The organism is Streptomyces sp. NPDC104381, assembly GCF_055583745.1.
The window spans coordinates 389339-409957 of sequence record NZ_JBVJNK010000002.1 but is presented as its reverse complement, the minus strand read 5'-3'; the positions used below and the strand labels follow the sequence as shown (position 1 = coordinate 409957).

Below are 20619 nucleotides of genomic sequence, written 5' to 3'. Positions count from 1 at the left end.
CTCAGGCCTCGGCGATCTCCGTCATCCGCACGGGACGGCGCCGCCCGCGCGACAGCTCGCACGCCTCGGCGATGCGCAGGGCGTGCAGTGCCTCCCGGCCGTCGCACGGGTTGGCCGCCTCCCCGCGTACGACGGCGAGGAAGGTGTCCAGCTCCGCCTCGTACGCCGGGGCGAAACGCTCCAGGAAGCCCTGCCACGGCTTGGCGGGCGCGGGCGGGCCCTGGGGCTCGGCGGAGGTGAGCGGCGTACGGTCGTCGAGGCCGACCGCGATCTGGTCCAGCTCGCCCGCCAGTTCCATGCGTACGTCGTAACCGGCGCCGTTGCACCGGGTGGCGGTCGCCGTGGCGAGCGTGCCGTCGTCCAGGGTCAGCAGGGCCGCCGCCGTGTCCACATCACCGGCCGCCCGGAACATCGCGGGGCCGGCGTCGGAGCCGGTGGCGTACACCTCGGTCACCTCACGGCCCGTCACCCAGCGCAGGATGTCGAAGTCGTGCACCAGGCAGTCCCTGAACAGGCCCCCGGAGAGCGGCAGATACGCGGCCGGCGGGGGAGCGGGGTCGGACGTCGTCGCCCGTACGGTGTGCAGCCGGCCCAGGGAGCCCGCGCGCACGGCGGTGCGCGCCGCGGCGTAACCGGCGTCGAACCGGCGCATGAAACCGAGCTGCAGCACACTGCCCGCCCGCTCGACCTCGTGCAGTGCCTCCAGGGTCCTCGCCAGGTCCAGCGCGATCGGCTTCTCGCAGAAGGCGGGCAGACCGGCCCGCGCCGCCCGGCCGATGAGATCCGCGTGGGCCGAGGTGGCCGAGGTGATCACGACCGCGTCCACCCCGGCGCCGAGGACCTCGTCGGCGCCCGCGACGGCGGTGGCTCCCGTGAGCGCCGCGACCTGGGCGGCGCGGGCGGCGTCGGCGTCCGCCACCACCAGGGAGGAGACGGCGGGATGGCCTGCCAGGACATCCGCGTGGAAGGAGCCGATCCGGCCCGTGCCGATGAGTCCGATGCGCATGCACCCAACGTGCCGCTCACCCGGCGCACTGTCAACTATATGTCCTGACAAATCGAAGGGTGCGGCGCGGCGGTACGGGGTACGCTCCGTGCCGTGCCCAAACCCGCCGCCGACTCCGCAGCCCTGGGGCTGGGCGTGGACCGCACCAGTCCCGTCCCGCTCTACCACCAGCTGGCCCAGCAGCTGGAGGCGGCCGTCGAGCAGGGACGGCTCGCGCCCGGCAGCCTCCTCGGCAACGAGCTGGAGCTGGCCGCGCGGCTCGGCCTCTCCCGCCCCACCGTGCGTCAGGCCATCCAGTCGCTCGTCGACAAGGGGCTGATGGTGCGCCGGCGCGGTGTCGGCACCCAGGTGGTGCACAGCCGGATCAAGCGCCCGCTGGAGCTCAGCAGCCTCTACGACGACCTGGAGACGGCCGGCCGGAAGCCGGCGACCCGGGTCCTGCGCAACACGGTCGAACGGGCGACGCCCGAGGTCGCCGCCGCGCTCGGTGTCGAGGAGGGCAGTGACGTCCATCTCGTCGAGCGGGTGCGGTACGCCCACGACGAACCCATGGCGGTCCTGCGCAACCACCTCCCGCCGGGCCTGCTCGACCTCTCCACCGAGCGGCTGGAGTCGACCGGCCTCTACCGGATGATGCGCGGCTCGGGGATCACCCTGCACAGCGCCCGGCAGACCGTGGGCGCCCGCGCCGCCGGCGCCGAGGAGAGCGGGCTGCTCGCGGAGCCCGCGGGGGCGCCGCTGCTGACGATGGAACGCACCACGTTCGACGACGGCGGCCGCGCGGTCGAATTCGGCTCGCACGTCTACCGGGCCTCGCGCTACGCCTTCGAATTCCAGCTGCTGGTCCGGCCCTGAGGCCCGTCCGACGGCGTCCCGTAAGAATGTTCGGACAAAAGCGTTGACGCGGTCATGCTAGGTCGCTAGAACGGCGGGAGGGCGCGGCCCGCGCCCCTGCCGGACCGCTCAGGTCCGGGCTCGGGGATACTTGGCCCGCCGGGCGGCGAGTCCGCCCTCCCCGGCTTCACCAGGCAGCACAGCGAGCAGCACAAGAAGGGCACGGCGTCGTGGCAAGGGTTCGGACAGGGGTACGCGCGATGGGCGCCGTGCTGGCAGCGGTACTGGCGGCCTCCCTCGCGGGATGCAGCAGCACCGGCGGCAAGCGGGCGGAGGAGCGTGCGGCCCAGCAGGCCGCCGAAGGCCGGTCCGTGGTGAACACGCCCCGCTGGACGTTCGCCATGGTCACCCACTCGGGTGATGGCGACACCTTCTGGGACATCGTCCAGAAGGGTGCCAAGCAGGCGGCCGACAAGGACAACATCAACTTCATCTACTCGCACAACGACGAGGGGCAGCAGCAGGCCGAGCTCGTCCAGACCGCGATCGACAAGAAGGTCGACGGCCTGATCGTCTCGCTGGCCAAGCCCGACTCGATGAAGGCCGTCGTCGCCAAGGCCGTCAAGGCCGGCATCCCGGTGATCACGGTGAACTCCGGCTCCGCCGAGTCCAAGGCCTTCGGCGCCCTCACCCACATCGGCCAGGACGAGTCCATCGCGGGCGAGGCCGTCGGCGACGAGCTGAACGAGCGGAAGCGCAAGAAGGTGCTCTGCGTCCTGCACGAGCAGGGCAACGTCGGCCACGAGCAGCGCTGCGCCGGAGCGAAGAAGAACTTCGACGGGACCATGCAGAACCTCTACGTCGACGGCACCAACATGCCCGACGTCCAGGCGTCCATCGAGGCCAAGCTCGACTCCGACAAGAGCATCGACGCGGTCGTCACCCTCGGCGCCCCGTTCGCCGCCGCGGCCGTCAAGGCGAAGCAGACCGCGGGCAGCAAGGCCGAGGTCGACACCTTCGACCTCAACGCGAGCGTCGCCACCGGCCTCCAGAACAAGACCCTCGGCTTCGCCGTCGACCAGCAGCCCTACCTCCAGGGCTACGAGGCCGTCGACCTGCTCTGGCTCTACCGCTACAACCAGAACGTGCTCGGCGGCGGCCTGCCCGTCCTCACCGGACCCCAGGTCATCACCCGCGACGACGCCGACGCGCTCGCGGAGTACACGAACCGGGGGACCCGATGACAGCGACCGGGCAACCGGCGGCGCCCCCCACAGACGAACGCCTGCTGCGCACCTCCCCGCTGCGCAAGCTGCTCGGCAGGCCCGAGCTCGGCTCGGTCGTCGGCGCCGTGGCGGTCTTCCTCTTCTTCGCGCTCGTCGCGGACAGCTTCCTCCAGGCATCCAGCCTCGGCACCGTGCTGTACGCGGCCTCCACCATCGGGATCATGGCGGCGCCCGTGGCGCTGCTGATGATCGGCGGCGAGTTCGACCTCTCCGCCGGGGTGATGGTGACCAGCTCCGCGCTGATCTCCTCGATGTTCAGCTACCAGATGACCGCCAACGTCTGGGTCGGCGTCTTCGTGTCGCTGCTGGTCACCCTCGGCTTCGGCGCGTTCAACGGGTTCATGCTCACCCGCACCAAACTGCCGAGCTTCATCATCACCCTCGGCACGTTCCTGATGCTGACCGGCCTGAACCTCGGCTTCACCAAGCTGATCAGCGGCACGGTGTCGACCAAGGCCATCGGGAACATGGAGGGCTTCGAATCCGCCCGTAAGGTCTTCGCGTCCTACCTCACGATCGGCGACGTCGAGTTCAAGGTGACCATCCTGTGGTGGGCGGCACTCGTCGCGATCGCCACCTGGATCCTGATCCGCACCCGCTTCGGCAACTGGATCTTCGCCGTCGGCGGCGAGGCCGACGCGGCGCGCGCGGTCGGTGTCCCCGTGATCCGTACGCGCATCGGGCTCTACCTCGGCGTGGCCTTCGCCGCCTGGGTCTCCGGCCAGCACCTCCTCTTCTCCTACGACGTGGTGCAGTCCGGCGAGGGCGTCGGCAACGAGCTGATCTACATCATCGCGGCCGTCATCGGCGGCTGTCTGATCACCGGCGGCTACGGCTCCGCGATCGGGTCCGCGGTCGGCGCGATCATCTTCGGCATGACCAGCAAGGGCATCGTCTACGCCGAGTGGAACCCCGACTGGTTCAAGTACTTCCTGGGAGCGATGCTGCTCCTGGCCACCCTGCTCAACCACTGGGTACGCAAGCGTGCGGAGGCGACCACATGACGGCCACCCAGGCTCCGGCCCCCCGGGACCCGGCCGCCCCGGCGCTCGTCGAGCTCGACGGCGTCAGCAAGTACTACGGCAACATCAAGGCCCTGGAGAACGTCTCGCTCGAGGTCCACGCGGGGGAGATCTCCTGCGTCCTCGGTGACAACGGCGCCGGCAAGTCCACCCTCATCAAGATCATCGCGGGGCTGCACCGGCACGACGCCGGAACGTTCCTGATCGAGGGCGAGGAGACCACGCTCGCCAACCCGCGCGACGCCCTGGACCGGGGCATCGCCACCGTCTACCAGGACCTCGCCGTCGTCCCGCTGATGCCGGTCTGGCGCAACTTCTTCCTCGGCTCCGAGCCGACGAAGGGCGCCGGCCCCTTCAAGCGCCTGGACGTGCGGCGGATGCGGGAGACGACCCGCGCGGAACTGCTGCGCATGGGCATCGACCTGCGCGACGTCGACCAGCCCATCGGCACGCTCTCCGGCGGCGAGCGCCAGTGCGTGGCCATCGCCCGCGCCGTGTACTTCGGCGCCAAGGTGCTCGTCCTCGACGAGCCGACCGCCGCGCTCGGCGTCAAGCAGTCGGGGGTCGTGCTCAAGTACGTCGCGGCCGCCCGGGACGCCGGCCTCGGCGTGGTCCTCATCACGCACAACCCGCATCACGCCTATCTCGTGGGTGACCGTTTCGTGCTGCTGAAGCGCGGCGCGATGTCCGGGAGCCACACCAAGGACGGCGTCACACTGGACGAACTGACACGTCAGATGGCCGGTGGGAGCGAGCTCGACGAGCTCAGCCACGAGCTGGAGCGCGCCCCGTCGCCCGGCGCCCCCGGCAGCCGGCCGGACGGTGACGACACCCCGTAAACGCGGTTCCGCACCCCCCGCCCCAGGCCCGGAGACCCGTTCCGGGGGCGGGGGAATGGCAGAATCGTGTGCGGCGGGCGCCGTCCGCCGCCGGCCCGATCACCGACCGGCCCCCCGACCTGCGCAGGGACGATGAGCACGTACCGCGACTTCACACACCGCGGCTCCGCCCGCGCCACCGTCCTGCGGACCGTAGGCACCAAGGAGCGGCGCTCGCACCTCACGGCGCCCAGAGTCCCCACCGTCGGCATCGACATCGGCGGGACCAAGGTCATGGCCGGGGTCGTCGACGCCGACGGCAACATCCTGGAGACCCTGCGCACCGAGACGCCCGACAAGTCCAAGAGCCCCAAGGTCGTCGAGGACACCATCGTCGAACTGGTCCTGGACCTCTCCGACCGGCACGATGTGCACGCCGTCGGGATCGGTGCGGCGGGCTGGGTCGACGCCGACCGCTCCAAGGTGCTGTTCGCCCCGCACCTCGCCTGGCGTGACGAACCTCTCCGCGACGCCCTGGCCTCCCGGCTGGTGGTCCCCGTGATGGTCGACAACGACGCCAACACGGCCGCCTGGGCGGAGTGGCGCTTCGGCGCCGGCCGCGGCGAGGACCACCTGGTCATGATCACGCTCGGCACGGGCATCGGCGGCGCGATCCTGGAGGACGGGCACGTCAAGCGCGGCAAGTACGGCGTCGCGGGTGAGTTCGGCCATATGCAGGTGGTGCCCGGCGGGCACCGCTGCCCGTGCGGCAACCGCGGCTGCTGGGAGCAGTACAGCTCCGGCAACGCCCTCGTGCGCGAGGCCAGGGAGCTGGCCGCGGCGGACTCCCCGGTGGCCCACGGCATCATCGAGCGGGTCAAGGGCAACATCCCCGAGATCACCGGACCGCTCATCACCGAGCTGGCCCGCGAGGGCGACGCGATGTGCGTCGAGCTCCTCCAGGACATCGGCCAGTGGCTCGGCGTCGGCATCGCCAATCTCGCCGCCGCCCTGGACCCGTCCTGCTTCGTGATCGGCGGAGGCGTCAGCGCCGCCGACGACCTGCTGATCGGCCCGGCGAGGGACGCCTTCAAGCGCCACCTCACCGGCCGCGGCTACCGCCCGGAGGCCCGGATCGCCAAGGCCCAGCTCGGCCCCGAGGCGGGCATGGTCGGCGCAGCGGACCTCGCCCGCCTGGTCGCCCGGAGGTTCCGGCGCACCAACCGCCGCCGGGTCGAGCGCTACGAGCGGTACGCGCAGTTCTACGACCAGGCCGCGAGCACCATCCGTAACACGCGCAGCACCCGCCCCGGCGAATGACCCGAGGGCCGCGCGCCGCGGCCCCGGCCACCCGCACCCCGCTCCGTACCGCAGCTTCGAGGGATCACCGAACATGACCGCAGCCGAGCACCACATCGTGGCGCGCCAGCCCCCTACGTCCGGCTCCCCGGAGGGGGCGGGGCCGTCCGGGCCGCCCGGCTCGTCGGGTTCCTCCGGTTCCTCCGGCTCCTCGGGTTCTTCGGGTTCCTCCGGGAGCGGCGGCGGGGCGCCTCCGGAGGACCGGCGCAGGGTGGTCAGACGGCGCCTGATCACCCTGACCATCATCGTGCTGCTCATCGGCATCCCGGCCGGCTACCTGGTGATCTCCGCCGGGCAGAGCCGCCGCTCCGGCAAGGACAAGGAGGCCGAGGCGTCCGCCCAGGGACTGAGGGAGGACTGGCCGTCCGGCATGCAGCGCCGGATCTTCGAACTGCCCATCCCGGGCAACGCGATCGGCGTCCAGTACTACGAGACGAACAACTGGAAGGCCAGCCGGATGTACGTGAAGTTCCGTACGACCTCGGCCGGCCTCGACCGCTTCCTGAGCGGCGCCGGCACCGGCCGGGCCGCGCTGGAGACCGGCAAGGTCACCATCGGCGAACGGGACATCAAGATCACCGGCTGGTACTTCGGTCCCGGTGTCGACTGGGCGGGCACGGTCCACAAGAACAAGTCCCCGCGCCCCACCCAGAACATCACCGTCAACATGACCGACCCGGCGGCCCCGGTCGTCTACGTGGTCTCCGCCGCGACCCCCTGACCGCGAGCGGCCCCCGCACGTCCCAGGGCCGCGGTACGCCGGGCCGCAGGCTACGCAGCTGGAGCGGGGGGCCTGAGGCGCCGGCTTCCAGTCGGCGAACGCAGAGCGAGGGTCACGGTCAGCTGCGGCGCAGTAGCTGACCCTCGGCTCGGTGGGGCGTGCGCAGGGACGCGTCCAGGATGGTCATGAGCTGTGCGACACGGCTCTTGCCGGTCGGCGCCGGCGGGTATCTGTTCAGTACATCGATCAGAACGGGTGTGGCGCGTTGGCGAGCCTCCTCGATCAACCGGAGCCCGACGGCGGAATCGTCGTCCGCATCCAGTTCTCCGATGCGCGCGGCGCTTGCGGCGGCTCTCAGGATGTGACCGACCTGGGTGGCTTTCGCGATCGGATGAAGGTAGGCCGCAGCAGCGGCATCTCCAGCAGCGCGCGCAGCGAGCCGTGCGGCCTCCGTGGTCGCGTCCTTTGCCGCCCGGTGGGCATCCAAGGAAGTGACGCGCTGAAGTTTGGTCCTTCGGGCGCCGTTCACGAACTCCCGTGCGGCGTCGGTGGCCGCACGAGGCCGAGGGTCGACGGGGTCGGCGTCCTCGAACACAGGAAGAACTTGCTCAGCGCTCTCCAGAACGTAGTGGGCGACGACGCGCAGCTCATCCATGGTCAGTTCAAAGTCCCCGGATATCGTCGTCACGGACCCCATTCTCCCATCGAGCGGGCGCCGATGTGTCGGGCTCACCCCGTTGTACCCGCACCAGCCGGTGCTGTTCCGAGGTCAGCCCCAGTTCGGCCACGGGGAGTTTGTCACCGAGCAGCGCCGCCTGCGTGGACTGGGACAGCGACAGCGTCACCCCGACGGCGGCGAGTTCCGCGAGCGACACCATCCCCGTGACCGGCACCACGGGCGGCGGTGGGGGAGGCGGAGCACCGGGCGGACCGGCGGACGCGGTCTTGACCTGTTCGGGCACGACCCGCACGCCCAGCCGTTCCGTGAAGAGTCCCGCCACCTCTCCCAGCCAGCCCGCCGCCACGGCCGGATCGAGACCGGGCCGGACGGCCCCGCTCATGTAGCGGCCCGACTTGTCGTTCACCGTCCACCGCTCCAGCTCCTGACTCCACCGGAACTCTCCGGAGATCCGGCTCATCCCGGTGTCCGACCGTCCTGACTCCCCGAAGCGGGCCGCGATGCCCGTGTGCCCCAGCCCGTCCAGGTCGTCCCGCAGTTCGTCCGCCGTCAGGTCCGGGGTCACCCGCCGCATGCCTGCGAGCAGCGCCTCGAACTGCTCGGGCGTGACGATCGCGCTCGGCCGTTCGCTGCCGAGCAGGACCCGCCCCTCCGCGTTCACCGTGTAGATCCAGACCGCGTCCCTGTTGCCGGTGATCAGCAGGGCGGGGTCGATCTCGTCCAGGGGTGTCCACAGCGGGTTCACCCGTACGTCGCCGACGGCGTCCCGCTCCTCGGGCTTGACGCGTTTCGGAGCCACGGGCTCGCCGAAGACGAGCAGGTCGGTGGGTTCCGCGGTGCTTCCGTCGTAGTGGTCCCTGCCGTTGTAGTGGACCTCGATGACCCGGGAGGCACCGCTGGGTCCGACCCTGCGGGTGTCGGCCAGGCGGCCGTTCCACGCCACCTCGATCCTGGCCTCGAACGCGTGGGCCAGCAGGGGCAGGAAGATCTCGCCGACGTCGGTCATGTAGCGGTCCTCCCAATGGGAGACGGCGTCCAGGACCGCGTGGGTCTCCACGGTGTCCAGCGGTGCCGTACTCGTCGGGTACACAGCGGCCAGCTCCGCGCGCAGGCCCGCCTCCGACCGGTCGGCCAGCGTGTCCGCGTCCACGCCGTGGTGCGCGAGCAGCAGGACGAGCCCGGCTCGGTGGAGTCGCGCGATCCGCTGCCCGAACTCCGTCACCGTCGACAGGCGCAGCTGTCCGGTGACGGAGCGGGGCAGCCGGCCTTCGCTCGCTGTCAGGTAGGTCCGGACGGCCTCGCGCATCGCGCTGACGACGGCGGTCTCCGGGCCGCCCGGCTCGTACCGGGTCGCGGACCTGACCACCGCTCGGCTGCTCAAGTCCCCGCGTACGCCGCTCGCGTCGCCCAGCCAGGCGTACGCGTCGGGGTGGGACTCCGCCAGGCCGGGCAGTCGGCTGCGTACATGAGCGGGGTCGCTGGCGATCAGCGAGAAGAAGAGGCACTCCCCGGTGCCCGGAACCCGCACCGGCCGCCCCCTGGCAGCAGCGCCGGACGGAAGCGGCGCCCCGGTCTCCGCACCGGGCTCGTCCGTCACCTCCACCGCCGCTTCCACCGCCGCTTCCCGTACCGCGAGTTGGTAGTGGCGGCCGACCAGGCTCAGCACCACACGCGGTCTCGGGCCACCCGCCCGTACGTCCAGCGAGCCCGCCAGGTGCCCGGTGGGGTCGGACGGGCCCGGGCCGAAGTCCTGGAAGCGCCCTTCGCCGTCCACGACCGTGATGTCGACGCCGAACGTCCGGGCGGCCAGCACCGGCAGCAGGTCCGCGGCCCCGTGGTCCCAGCCCGCCTCGCCCTCCATGTCGCCCGGGCGCGTCAACTGGGCGACGGCCAGCGCGGCCCGGGCTTCGGGACCAAGGTTCACGGAGTACGGGATCAGGCCGCCGAGCCCGTCGAACTCGCGGCCGCCAGGAGTGTTCTCCCCGAGCGGCCCTGATCCCCGCAGCCCCGCCCCGGTGGCCTCGGCGTCGCTGAAGGTGTCGGTGACGTCCGGGGCGACAGCGTCGAGCAGGTCCGCGTCCGACGGGTCCGTGAGCCTGGCCGCGAGCGCCCGCCGCACCGTGTCCACCGCCGCCCGCCGGTCCGCGAGGTCCACCCCCCGGTCGGTGAGCAGGTCCGGCGCGCTCCTGCTCAGCCCCTCCACCAGGGCGTGCAGGAAGGCGTTTCCGTCCTCCGGTACATCGTGCACGGCGTACGTGACGTGGTCGGGCGAGGTCAGCCGGGAGCCCTCGCCGGTGCCGGTCCTCGTGTACACCGGCGGCCGGGTGGCGGCGGGCGGCCTGGGCGGCGGTGGAGCGGCGGCCGGCTTCCGGTGGCTGACGGCGGGGGGCTCCGGCCGCCCCGCGAGGCGGGCCCGGCCCTCGGCGGTGGCCGCTTCCTGGTGCCAGCGGGTGAGCTGGTCGGTCGCCGCCCGCACCCGGTGGTACTCCGCCGCCGCTGTCTCCGCCGTCGTCCTCAGCGCGTCGAGCAGGGCGCGCCGGTTGTCGAAGGCGGTGACGGCGGCGTCGCGCCGGCGGGCCGCCGGCGCGACCCGGAGCGCCGCGGCGGCCACCGCCTCCTCGGCACGGCGCACAGCGCGGCCGGCCTCCTGCGCGGGCCCGCGCAGGGCGGCCACCCGTGCCTCGGCGGCCCGCAGTCGCGCCTCGGAGGCGGCAAGCGACCCACGGGCCGCCGTGATCTGCTCGCGCATCAGGTCGGCCCAGCCGTCGTGGGCGACTTCACCGGCCGACTCCACGAACGCGTCGAGTTCGGTCCGGGCCGCCCCCACCTGCTCCCGCACCTCGTTCCGGTGGGCCGTCGCCTCCGCCAGGGCGTTGCGGGGCCCCTCGGCGGCCCGGTCGGCCGCGGCCAGACGCCGGCCGTCCGCCTCGGCGGCCCTCTCCGCGCCGGCGAGGGTGATCCGTGCGGCGTCCCGCTCCTCCCGCAGACCGATCGCGGCCCGTCGCTTCTTCCAGTACGCCTTGTCGGCATCGACCCACGCCTTGCTCGCGCTGCCGACGGCGTCCCACGCGGCGCCCACCCGGGCGGGGAAGTTGGTGTCGTCGATCAGCCCGAGCTCCCTGGCGACGTCGTCCCTGACCCAGACCAGGGCGTACGCCTGGGCACTCACCGCCTTCGGCCCGGGCCGGACATGGCCGAAGGTGCCGCCGACGAAGCGCCCGACACGGGTGTCCTTGACGCCCCGTCGTACGTCGGCGACGCTCAGCCAGGAGGTGGGGACCGCGAACAGGAAGACCCGCCCCGTCTTGGGCTTCGTGTTGATGGAGGTCAGCTGGTCCGCCGAGGTGGGCAGCGCGTCGCCTTCGGCGGCGTAGGGGCCGGTGCCCGACCCGCCCAGCTGGTGGAGCCCCGTCTTGTCGGAGCTGATCAGGACACCGGCCCCCAGCGCGGAGTCCTGGGCGTTCTCCCGGCCGACGGTCGCCGCGGCGCCGGCCCCGGTCCGCCGGAGCATCTCCATCTTCTTGCCGTCGGCGACGGTCAGCAGCCGGGCACGGCTGAAGTCGGGCTTGGCGTACAGGTCGAGCTGGGCCCTTTCGTCGCCGACGACGCTCTTCTCGCTCAGCCCCGGGATGCCGTACCCCTGCGGCGTCGTCGCCCGATGGTAGTACGCCGTCAGGGCGGCGTTGCCGGTTCCGTCCTCCAGCGCCTGGGCGGATCCCGTGCCGAGCCGGGTCAGCCCGGTGTCCCGGGCCCGGCGGGGCGCGTCGGGCCCGTCCATGGAGAACCCCGCGTCGTACGAGAGGGCGAGCGCGTAGGTGTTCGCGACCTGGATGTCGGCGAGACCGACGATCCGGCGCACGTCGAAGCCGGTGTCGGGGAAGCGGAACGGTTTCAGGGAACCGTCCCCGTGCAGGGTGTCGGGCCCCAGCACATACGGCGAGACGTCCTGCCGGGGCGGGGCGAGCGCCGTCAGGTCCGGGGCCTCCAGCAGGTCCGTACCCGGATCCGCGTCGGGGGCCATCAGGCTCAGGGGGACGTGCTCCCGCAGGGTCCCGGCGGGCCCCTCCTCGGTGAGGACGCGCTTGCCCCGGAACTGGTCGAACCCGGTACGTACCGTGCCCCGTCCCTCCGGCGGCGGATCGTCCGCCTCCAGCGTGATCCGGAGGGTGTAGGGCGTCGCGATCTCCGCGTACGGTTCCGTCGAGGCCACCCGGAACACGGTCAGGGTGGATTCGGTACGGCTCTCGCCGCTGGATTTCCGGCCGGATCCGGTCTCCGTGAAGGTGGGGCCCGCAGCGACCGCCGTGGAGTTCTCCGTGTGCACCGCCTCGCCGACGAGGTATCCGAAGTCGGCGCCCTTCGTGGACTCCGCGCCCTCGGTGACGGTCTCGATCGCCCGCCGGTTCTCCTCCATCTCCACGCTGTGGTCCAGCATCGTGAACGCCGCCTCACCGGGCACGAGTTGGACCCGGATACGGATCTGCCGCCTGCCGAGGCGGATGCTGTGCCACCCCCAGGCCCCGGTGCGGGCGGGAACCGACGCGCCGCCCCCCGTCAGCTCCTTGTCCAGGGACCGCAGGACCCGTGACGAGACCAGGGTGCGTACGCGCTCCCGGCCCGCGTCGTCGAGACCGAGCGTGGCCACCTGCCGTTCGAACGCGGCGAGCACCGTCGACGGGTCCAGCGCGTTGACGGCGTACGTACCGAAGTTGTTCTCCCTGAGCCATGGCTGCGGGGACCAGCGGGCCCGGGTGTAGCGCGGCACCTCGCCCATGCCGTCCTCGATCAGCCCCACGAGGTGGGCGCTCTTCTCCGGTACGTGGGCCAGCCAGCCGCCGGGCACGGTCGTCATCCGCCCGGCCGCCGCGGCCAGCCGGTCGGGCACCAGCGGCCTGCCCACGGCTTCGGAGCCCAGCAGGCTGGAGGTCAGCGCCAGCCAGTGCTCGGCGGTGCCCGACACGAGTACCTGGTGGCCGAAGCCCTTGCGGTTCATGTCGTGGACGAAGGAGCGGGCCACGGTCCTGCTCGTCTGGTCGGCCGTCGACCACGGGGAGGCGACCAGGCCGTACGTGCCGAGCAGTCCGGGCCCGGTCGCGTGGGAGCGGGCGTAGACGATCTGCCCGCCGGTGAAGAAGGTGCGGGTCCTGGTGAGCTTGCCCGCCGACTGACCGCTGCCGCCGAGCACCATCTCCGTGTCCATCGGCACCGCTCCGGTCAGCGCCCGGACGCCGTCCACCGCCGTCAGATGCCGGAAGGTCGCCCAGAGGGTGGCGTACGGGCCCTTCCCCATCAGTCCCGAGGCACTCCAGCCCAGTGGCCCGGAACTCTGGTCGAAGTTGGCCGTCAGATACTGGGCCTGGAAGGCCCGGAGCACCGCCTCGCGGGTGGGCGCGCCCTCCTCGGTGAGCTGCCACGCGCCGCCCGACCCGGAGGTCATGACCTGCCCCAGCGCCGCGACGAGCGCGGGGGAGGGCACGACACCGACGGTCAGGAACGGATGGTTCTGCAGCTCCCGGAACATCCGCGAACCCCGGCCGTCCGGTGTCACCGGGCCCGCCTCGCCCACCAGGTCGGCGGCGCGCACCAGGCTCCCGGGCCGGGACAGATCGCCCAGTGCCAGCGCCCGTGCCCGGTCGGGCCGCAGTGTGCGCACCGGCTGCGCGGCGACGGCCGTGTAGGGGTTGACCGCCCCCCGGCCGTGCGGGTCCACGGCGGGTGCGTGCGAGCCCGGGATGCTGATGAGGACCTGCCCGGTCCGGGGGCCCCCACCGACCGTACGGCCGCCGGGCGTGGTCCCCATGAGCAGGTCCAGCGGCTGCCGGAAGACGAACGGCTGGGTCCCCAGCAGCCCCAGCGTCGCGGCCCCGCGCAGCAGGCCGCGGAAGCGCCAGTACCCGCCGCGGTCCACGGTCAGCGAGAGGTCGTAGCGGTAGAGGTGCGAAGGCCCGGCGCTCACCGTCATCGGCTCGTACGTGGCCGTCGCGCCGAAGCTGGTCTCGTCGTCGGACTGCCACCCCCAGCGCACACCGGCGCTCGGCCCGCCCGCGTTGTGCGGGGCGCCGATGTCGTCCGCCATCGGGTCGCGGAACGCGAGCAGCCCCTCGACACCCGCTTCCCCGAGGCGCTTGGCGCTCTTCTGCCCGTCGACCCGCTCCACACCGACCGAGCTGTAGCGCAGCTTGAAGTCGTCCTGCACACCCTCGAAGCGACGGTTGGTCAGCTCTCCGCGCAGCCATATGTAGCGGTGCCCCTGCCCGATCCGGCCCGGCTCGACGAAGCGGACCCGGATGCCGGTCGTGGTCAGCGCCTCCAGATTCCCGGCCATGCTCCGGTGCGACAGGGCGGTGAGCACCTCGAGCGTGTTGGCCAGGGCCGTGCGGTACGTGTCGTCGTCGCGCCACCGCGACGGCAGGGGGCGCGCGCCGGCGGACGACCCGGACGGGCCCAGCAGGGCCGCCGTCCGCTCCCGCCACGTCCTGCGCTCCGGCGGCGCCAACTGGTCGAGCCGCGCGACGAGCCCCGGATACGCCGCCGCGAGCGCGGTCAGCACCTCGTCGGCGAAGGTGTCCAGAAGGGTGCGCCGCTGTCCCGCGAGGTCCGGCGGCCCCGTCCTCGTACCGTCGTCGAAGGCGAACTCCTCCACCCGGTGCATGCCCAGGGTGTGCGGCCGGTCCCGGGTCAGGTACGCGGGGGCGAACGGCTCGGGCGCTCCCGTCCGCGACGCACGCCGCAGCCCGTCGTCCCAGCCGGCCAGCCGCCGTGCCTCCGTACGGGTCATCCGGTCGACGCTCCACGTGTGGAACTGCCGGGGCGGGGTGGTGCTGCCGCTGAGCTGGACGTGGACCGTCCTGCGGACCAGATAGAGGCCGGTGAGGTCGCCCTTGACCTGGCCGGCCGACTTGATCGCCCCCGATCCGCCCAGTCCCGCGGTCCGCGACACCGAGAAGAGATAGCGGAACGCCCCGCCGAACTGGAGCCGGAGATTGAGGGCGCTGTCCGCCAGGTCGAAGAGGTTGAAGGCCGGGCCCGCTACCCCGTCGATGCCGACCGCCCCCGTCTTCTGGAGACTCCGGTCGTTGCGCACGGTCAGGGTGTTGATGTCGCGCATCTCGGCGTCGGCGGTCTCCGTGATCAGCGTCGCCCGGCCCGGCACGACGTCGACGACGAAGACACCCAGGGGCGTGCGGGCCTTGTCGTCGGCGAACAGCGGGACGGTGGTGACGCGGCCCCTCGACAGGGCGGGGCTCTGCCGCTGGAAGCTCAACGAGGAGAAGAAGGAGTTCAGTTCACCGTAGGCGGTGCTGCCCGGTGCCACACCGATCTCCTGCGCCGCCCAGTCCCGTATCCGGGAGACCGGCCCAAAGCCCTCCGTCCTGACCAGCCGGTAGGACGACTGCCGGTCGAGCTCGATGGAGCGGGGGATGCGCCCGGGGGCGGCCTTGGTGCTCGTCACACTGTCCGGCAGCCGTACGGACAGCCCGTCCCGCACCGCGAACCCGCGGAGGGCGGGTGCGGTGCCGGTCACGGTCCGGCCCTCCGCGTCGGTCACCCGCAGCTCGTAGTAGACGTGGTCCAGGTAGACCCGGGAGCCGTCCAGCGAACGCGTCTCCGTCTGGGTCGTCCCCTGTTCGGTCTGCCCGTACCCCACCCGGTCGGTCCGGCCGAGTCGCAGACCGATCCGTCCGAAACCGCTGAAGGCCGCAGCCCCCACCGGCCCGACGGGCCCGCCCAGCGCCAACTGGGTCACCGACTGCATGGTCTTGTTCTGCCCGGCCGCCGCGACCGAGCGGTGCATCCCGTCCACCTTCACGGGACTGCCGTACGTATCGGTGAACTGCTCCCAGTCGCCGTAGTGGCGCACGGTGACCGCCAGCTTCCGTACACCGCCGTCCCGCGCCGTGTACGGGAAGACACGCCCGTCCCCGGCCAGCATCTTGGGCTCGTGCGTGAACGCGTACGTGACGTCGTCCATCAGGGCCGACCCGGTCGACCGGCCCTTCCCCGGCGGCGCGGGGCGCACGGTGTCGCCTCCCTGCGCCAGCACCCGGCTGATCTCGGCCAGCGCCTGCCCGGTGCCGCGCAGCACGACGTCGCTGTGTCCGAAGGTCATGCCGCCGGAGACCAGCGAGAGGAGGATGTCGGGCGGCACGTCCCCGATGAGTTCGCCGACGTCGTCGATGTAGGCGGGCATCCGGGTGCCGTTGCCGAAGTCGACCGGCTCCCGCCGCCCACCGAGCGGGCGGGGCAGGCTCCGGTCCAGGACGGGCGGCCTGGTGACGGGGAGCACGGGGGCGTACGGCTCGGCACCGAGCGCGCGGCCCGCCGTGGCCGGCCGCGATGCGGAGGGCGGCACGGTGACGGACGTGGTCGCCGTCGCGGGTGCGGACGCGGGGGCGGTGACCGGGGCGGTGATCGGGGCCGGGGCGGCGGTGGGCGCCGGTGTCGCGGGGGTCGACCCGGTGGTGGTGGGCCGGACAGCGGGTGGGTCCCCTATGTGTGCCGCGATCAGGTCCAGGTGGCGCCCGCGCAGGCCGCCCTGGGCGAGCCCCTGGGGTGCGGGGCGCCGGTAGTCCCCGAGAAGGCTTCCCCCGATGTCCGGGCGGTGCGGTGCGACCGCGTGCCGGGACTCGTCACGCAGGCCGAGCATGTGCGAGATCTCGTGGGCGTAGTCGACGGGATCGGCGTCCGCCCACCACGCGGACCGTGTCATCTGCCGGTCGCGGCCGACGATGTGGACGTCGAGACCGTTGGGGTGCGGATCACTTTCGACGCGCTCCACGGTCACGTGCAGGAGGTCCCCGTTCGGCAGCCGGTGGCCGGGGGCGTTGAACACCGTCTCGACACCGCTGAGGACCTTCTCCCAGACGCCCTCCGGCAGCCCGCCGGAACGTCCGACGCCGACCTGGACGGTCAGATCGGTGACCGGCTCGCCATCTACCTCGAAGCGCCGTACGTCGAACTTCGAACTCACGACGAACTGGGTCGTGTGCCCGGGCCGTTGCGGGTCGGGCGGCGCCGACAGCGGATCGACCCAGGTGTGCGAGCGTGGCTCCGGCACCGCACCGGCACGCGCCGCCTCCCAGGCGGGCGACCCGAGGGCCCCGCGCCCGGGAGCCTCCGGACTCTCCGTCGTTCCGAGGCCGGCCGGGGCCGCTGCATCGGACGGCTCCTGTCGTTCTGCGGACCGGATGTCCGGCGACGGCGGTGTGGACGCGGTCGACGGGGCCGGGGGAGTGTCCGGCCCGTGGGTGGCGGGAAGGGCCGGGGACGGGGCGGTCCCGGCGTCGGCGGTTCCGGCTTCGGTGGTTCCGGAATGGTCGGGGAGCTCCCGCCCCGGCTCATCGGCCGGGCCGGTTCGGTCCACGCCAGGCGCTCTTCGCGCGGGCGGGGGAGAAGCGTCCGGTGAAGCGGTGGGCGAGGACGACACCGGTACGTGCGGCACGGTGGCCGGCGCCCCCGACGGCTCACTGCCGAGGATGGCCTCCGTGTCGTCGTCGCTCACGGACTCCGGAGGGGGCAGAAGTGACTCGGAGAGCGGCGGCGGCACGGCCCGCTGCGAAACGGGCGCGGAGCCCCAGGACGGCACCGACGCACCACTTCCGAGCAGGGGCGTGTCCGGCAGACCGCTTCGGACACTGTCCGACGGCATGGGGGCGGGCGTCGAAGCGGGCCCGTCGACCGTCTGTGAGGACGTCGCGAACGGTGTCGACGTCAGAGACGTGGACGGCGCGGGCGTCGTGGGCGTGCCGGATGCCGTGGGGGCTACCGGCGCCGTGGCGGGCGGGGACGGGGCCGCCGGTGGTGGCTCGGGCGCCGGGGACAGGAACGCGGGCGGCACGGCCGGCAGCGGCATGGTCACGGGGGGAGGCACGGTGGCCGGAGGAGTCGTCGTCGGGGAAGGAGTCACGGTGGCCGGCGGCGTCGTGGTCAGGGGCAGGCCGCGTCCCGTGACCGTGCCGGGGCCGGCACCGGGCCCCGTGGACGGCGCCGTACGCGCGCCCGGCCCGTCGCCGGGGGTACCGCCCTTCCACGGCGGATCATTGAGCCCGCCGGGAGCCACCGGCGGAGCGAGGAACTTGTCGTTCAGCCAGAGTGCGCCATGGCCGACCGCCGACTCGGCGTACATGCCGAACACCCCGCTGGTGCCGGACCCCACGAAGGTCTCCCACTTGAACTCCCATGTCCCGTCGAAGAGTCCGGTGACCAGCACCTCCGCGAGTGTCTCGCTGAGTCCCGAGACGACGAAGACCGCCGGGACGTCATACGCGTCGTTGAGTCCCTTGGACAGAACGGGATTCCGCTTCGGGAAGTCGGTCTTCAGGTGGTCGAGGTACTCGCCGCCCCCGTTTCTGAACCAGCTCTTGAAATTGTTCGAGAAGTGTCCGAAGACGCTCCCGAAGACACCACCGAGGGCACCGAAGGCCGCCGCCTTGCCGACGTCACCCCAGTCGATGCCCGACGGTTTGCGGCCCGGCGGGTTGACCGCGATCTGGGTGAGCTTGACCGCCAGCGTCTGGATCGCCTCGACGAAGGCCTCGCTGAGCGCGGGTGCGAGGTGGGTCATCCGCAGCAGCCGGTCGATGATCATCAGCAGTGCCAGCCTGCTGCGGGCCCGGGCCAGTGCCATCTGGGAGATCGAGGTGCCGCCCGTGAAGAACGCCAAGGCGGCCAGGAAGGCCAACTCGATCAGGAGCATGACGATTTCGGCGATGATCTCCCACTTCGACTCCTGGATCTTCATCGAGTAGTCGATCTGACCGCGCGCCATGTCGTCCAGCTGATCGACGAACCCCTGGAGCCGGTCGACCCCTCCGTCACCCGTCAGCAGGGACAGCCCCTGGGTGTACCCGCGTGCGACGTCCTCCGGAAGCGCGTGGCCGGCGTTGCGCACGGACTGCTGTATGGCGCCCCGCAGTTCGACGACCCGTTTCGCCAGGTCGAGGTAGAGGTCACGGCTGTTCCAGGCCAGGTTCTCCCTGGCCTGCAACGGCATCTCGCCGAGCAGGACCCAGAGCATCTTCCTGACGTCCTCGGGGAAATCGATCTCCCGCACTCAGTGCTTCCCCTGCCCGCCTTGACCCTGGGAGCCCTCGTACCTACTTCTGCCGTGGGCCTCGATCTGTTCGGTGGCGTCGGTGCGGGTGCTCTCGATGCTGTCCAGGTTGGCGAGCGTCGCCGAGACCAGCGCGTCCAGCGCCTCGTACAGTCCCTGGACGACGTCGGCGCAGTACGTGTTGCTCCGCTGGTACCGCGGACGCACCTGGAGAGCGAAGTCGTCCGTCCAGCCGGGCCAGGCCGTGTAGGCGCCCTCCTGGTGCCGGAAGTCCTGCACCATCCGCTTCGCCAGCAGGGGCAGGCTCTTCATCTCCTCGACACTGTGCCGCAGACCGCCCGGGTCCGCCTCGTACACCCCGCTCATCCCCGGACGCCCTGCTCCTGGACCGGCCGCGGACCGGCCGCGGGGGCGGCGGCGGGGACGGTGAGGCCGATTGCCGGGGCGGGAGCACGGAAGGGCGGGCGGCATGGTCCGGCCATCTGTGTGACGGTCATGGGGCCTCTCTCCTGGAGCCGTGTACGCCCGAACAGACGCCGCTGCCCGAGGTGTTGGTCCGACGGATCGTAAGCACGCAGACCTGCCTCCCGGGGCGCTCAGGCAGGCGGGGAGGCGTACCCTCCGCCAGCATTCACGGCCGCGCCCCTGACCGTTGTCCGGCCGTTCACCACTCCCGGTCCATGCTTGCCTCGCACCCGTCTATGCAGTGACTCTTCCCCGGCCGCCGGCCCCGTCATCGCGACGGCCCTCGGTTACCACGACAAGACCGACACCCGACTGGTCACCGAAGCTGGAGGAACCTGGGCCCGATACGCCCCCGGCGACCACTCATGGTGACGCCGGGACCGGGACCGACCTCACCGAGGAATACGCGACACCTCAACAGGCGAGCCCACCAGTCACCGGTCGAGGCCGGATCACCTGCGAAGCCGAGAACGATATTCGCCAGGGGCCGTGCCTCGGGCACGTCTGAAGGCACGGCTGAAAGCGTGCGGAGAGCCGTACCCGACCGCGCCGGAGATCGACTCGACCGGGTCGTCGGTGTCGCGGAGCCGGACGGACGCCAGGTCGATGCGCCACTGTGTCACGTAGGCGCCCGGCGTCTGTCCGAGGGCGGAGCGGAAGCGCCTGGACAGCGTCGCTCGGGAGACGCTCGTTGCGGCGGCCAGGGTCTCCGTGGTCCAGGGGTGTTCCGGTTGGGCGTGGACGCATGCCAGAGCGTCGCGCACGACCGGATCACGCATCGCTCCCAGCCATGAGCCGGACTGCTCCTGCGGGTGGCGGGCCAGCCAGGCGCGTACGAACTGGACGAGCAGAAGGTCGACGATGCTGTTGATGGCGGCGGTGGTGCCGATCTGCGGCTGTGCGAGCTCGGCAGCGAGTAGTTCGACGGTCCTTCTGAGCTGCGCGTTCTCCCGGGCTGTGACGTGCATCGGCCGGGCGAGGGAGGTAAGCACCGGTGTGCGCACCTCCGGGTCCTGCTCGTAGCGCAGGACGATCACTTCCGTCTGTACCGGCGCCGGGCCCAGCCGCAGGGCCCGGCCATCGGCGAAAGACCGGGCCGCTGCCTCGCGGTCGCAGGAACCCATCGTCATGCCGGCGCCGCCGGCTATCCCGTGTGGGGTGCCCGGCGGCACCAGGACGGCGTCTCCGGCCTGCACCCGAAGAGGTTTCTCGCCCGTGGCGTGCAGCCACATGGTGCCGCGGGACACCACGTGCAGCGCCGCTCCCGGGGAGGAGTCCAGCCGCAGGCCCCAGGTTCCTCCGGCCTTCAGCACGACCCCGAGCCCTCCACGCGCACCCGAAACGCGCAAGACCTCCGCCAGCACATCCATGGTTCC

11 protein-coding genes are annotated in these 20619 nt (G+C 72.2%); 6 read left to right on the top strand and 5 right to left on the bottom strand.

The features are described from left to right. Position 1: 1 nt before the first annotated feature. Positions 2 to 1006 (bottom strand): Gfo/Idh/MocA family protein, encoded by a 1005-nt coding sequence (locus ACZ607_RS06790; RefSeq protein WP_469732471.1) that lies wholly within the window; start codon positions 1004 to 1006, stop codon positions 2 to 4. 93 nt (positions 1007 to 1099) lie between these two features. On the opposite strand from ACZ607_RS06790, the gene ACZ607_RS06785 reads away from it, so the two are divergent. From ACZ607_RS06785 to ACZ607_RS06760, 6 genes are all read left to right on the top strand, one after another. After that, on the top strand, positions 1100 to 1861 hold the full coding sequence (locus ACZ607_RS06785; RefSeq protein ID WP_469732469.1) for a GntR family transcriptional regulator: 762 nt from the start codon (positions 1100 to 1102) through the stop codon (positions 1859 to 1861). 209 nt (positions 1862 to 2070) lie between these two features. After that, the gene (locus ACZ607_RS06780) at positions 2071 to 3084 is read left to right on the top strand and encodes a substrate-binding domain-containing protein (RefSeq protein ID WP_469732467.1); all 1014 of its coding nucleotides are present in this window, start codon (positions 2071 to 2073) and stop codon (positions 3082 to 3084) included. Then, positions 3081 to 4130 (top strand): ABC transporter permease, encoded by a 1050-nt coding sequence (locus ACZ607_RS06775; RefSeq protein ID WP_469732465.1) that lies wholly within the window; start codon positions 3081 to 3083, stop codon positions 4128 to 4130. Before ACZ607_RS06780 ends, ACZ607_RS06775 begins: the two co-directional genes overlap by 4 nt. Next, a complete protein-coding gene (locus ACZ607_RS06770) occupies positions 4127 to 4987 on the top strand; it encodes an ATP-binding cassette domain-containing protein (protein ID WP_469732463.1) in 861 nt (286 codons plus the stop codon). The genes ACZ607_RS06775 and ACZ607_RS06770 overlap by 4 nt, the downstream gene beginning before the upstream one ends. 132 nt (positions 4988 to 5119) lie before the next feature. Further along, positions 5120 to 6286 (top strand): ROK family glucokinase, encoded by a 1167-nt coding sequence (locus ACZ607_RS06765; protein WP_469732462.1) that lies wholly within the window; start codon positions 5120 to 5122, stop codon positions 6284 to 6286. A gap of 73 nt (positions 6287 to 6359) precedes the next feature. After that, positions 6360 to 7046, top strand: a complete 687-nt coding sequence (locus ACZ607_RS06760; RefSeq protein ID WP_469732460.1) for a hypothetical protein — start codon at positions 6360 to 6362, stop codon at positions 7044 to 7046. A 118-nt stretch (positions 7047 to 7164) separates the two neighbouring features. Here the strand turns inward: ACZ607_RS06760 and ACZ607_RS06755 are convergent, their stop codons facing one another. The 4 genes from ACZ607_RS06755 to ACZ607_RS06740 form a co-directional block, all read right to left on the bottom strand. Beyond that, positions 7165 to 7743 (bottom strand): putative immunity protein, encoded by a 579-nt coding sequence (locus ACZ607_RS06755; RefSeq protein ID WP_469732459.1) that lies wholly within the window; start codon positions 7741 to 7743, stop codon positions 7165 to 7167. Further along, positions 7709 to 18778, bottom strand: coding sequence for a WXG100-like domain-containing protein (locus ACZ607_RS06750; protein WP_469732457.1), 11070 nt, complete (start codon positions 18776 to 18778; stop codon positions 7709 to 7711). The genes ACZ607_RS06755 and ACZ607_RS06750 overlap by 35 nt, the downstream gene beginning before the upstream one ends. After that, positions 18779 to 19144, bottom strand: a complete 366-nt coding sequence (locus ACZ607_RS06745; RefSeq protein ID WP_469732455.1) for a hypothetical protein — start codon at positions 19142 to 19144, stop codon at positions 18779 to 18781. A 551-nt stretch (positions 19145 to 19695) separates the two neighbouring features. After that, positions 19696 to 20613 carry a cupin domain-containing protein gene (locus ACZ607_RS06740; RefSeq protein WP_469732453.1) on the bottom strand — a complete coding sequence of 306 codons (918 nt, stop codon included), beginning with the start codon at positions 20611 to 20613 and terminating at the stop codon, positions 19696 to 19698. Positions 20614 to 20619 lie beyond the last annotated feature (6 nt).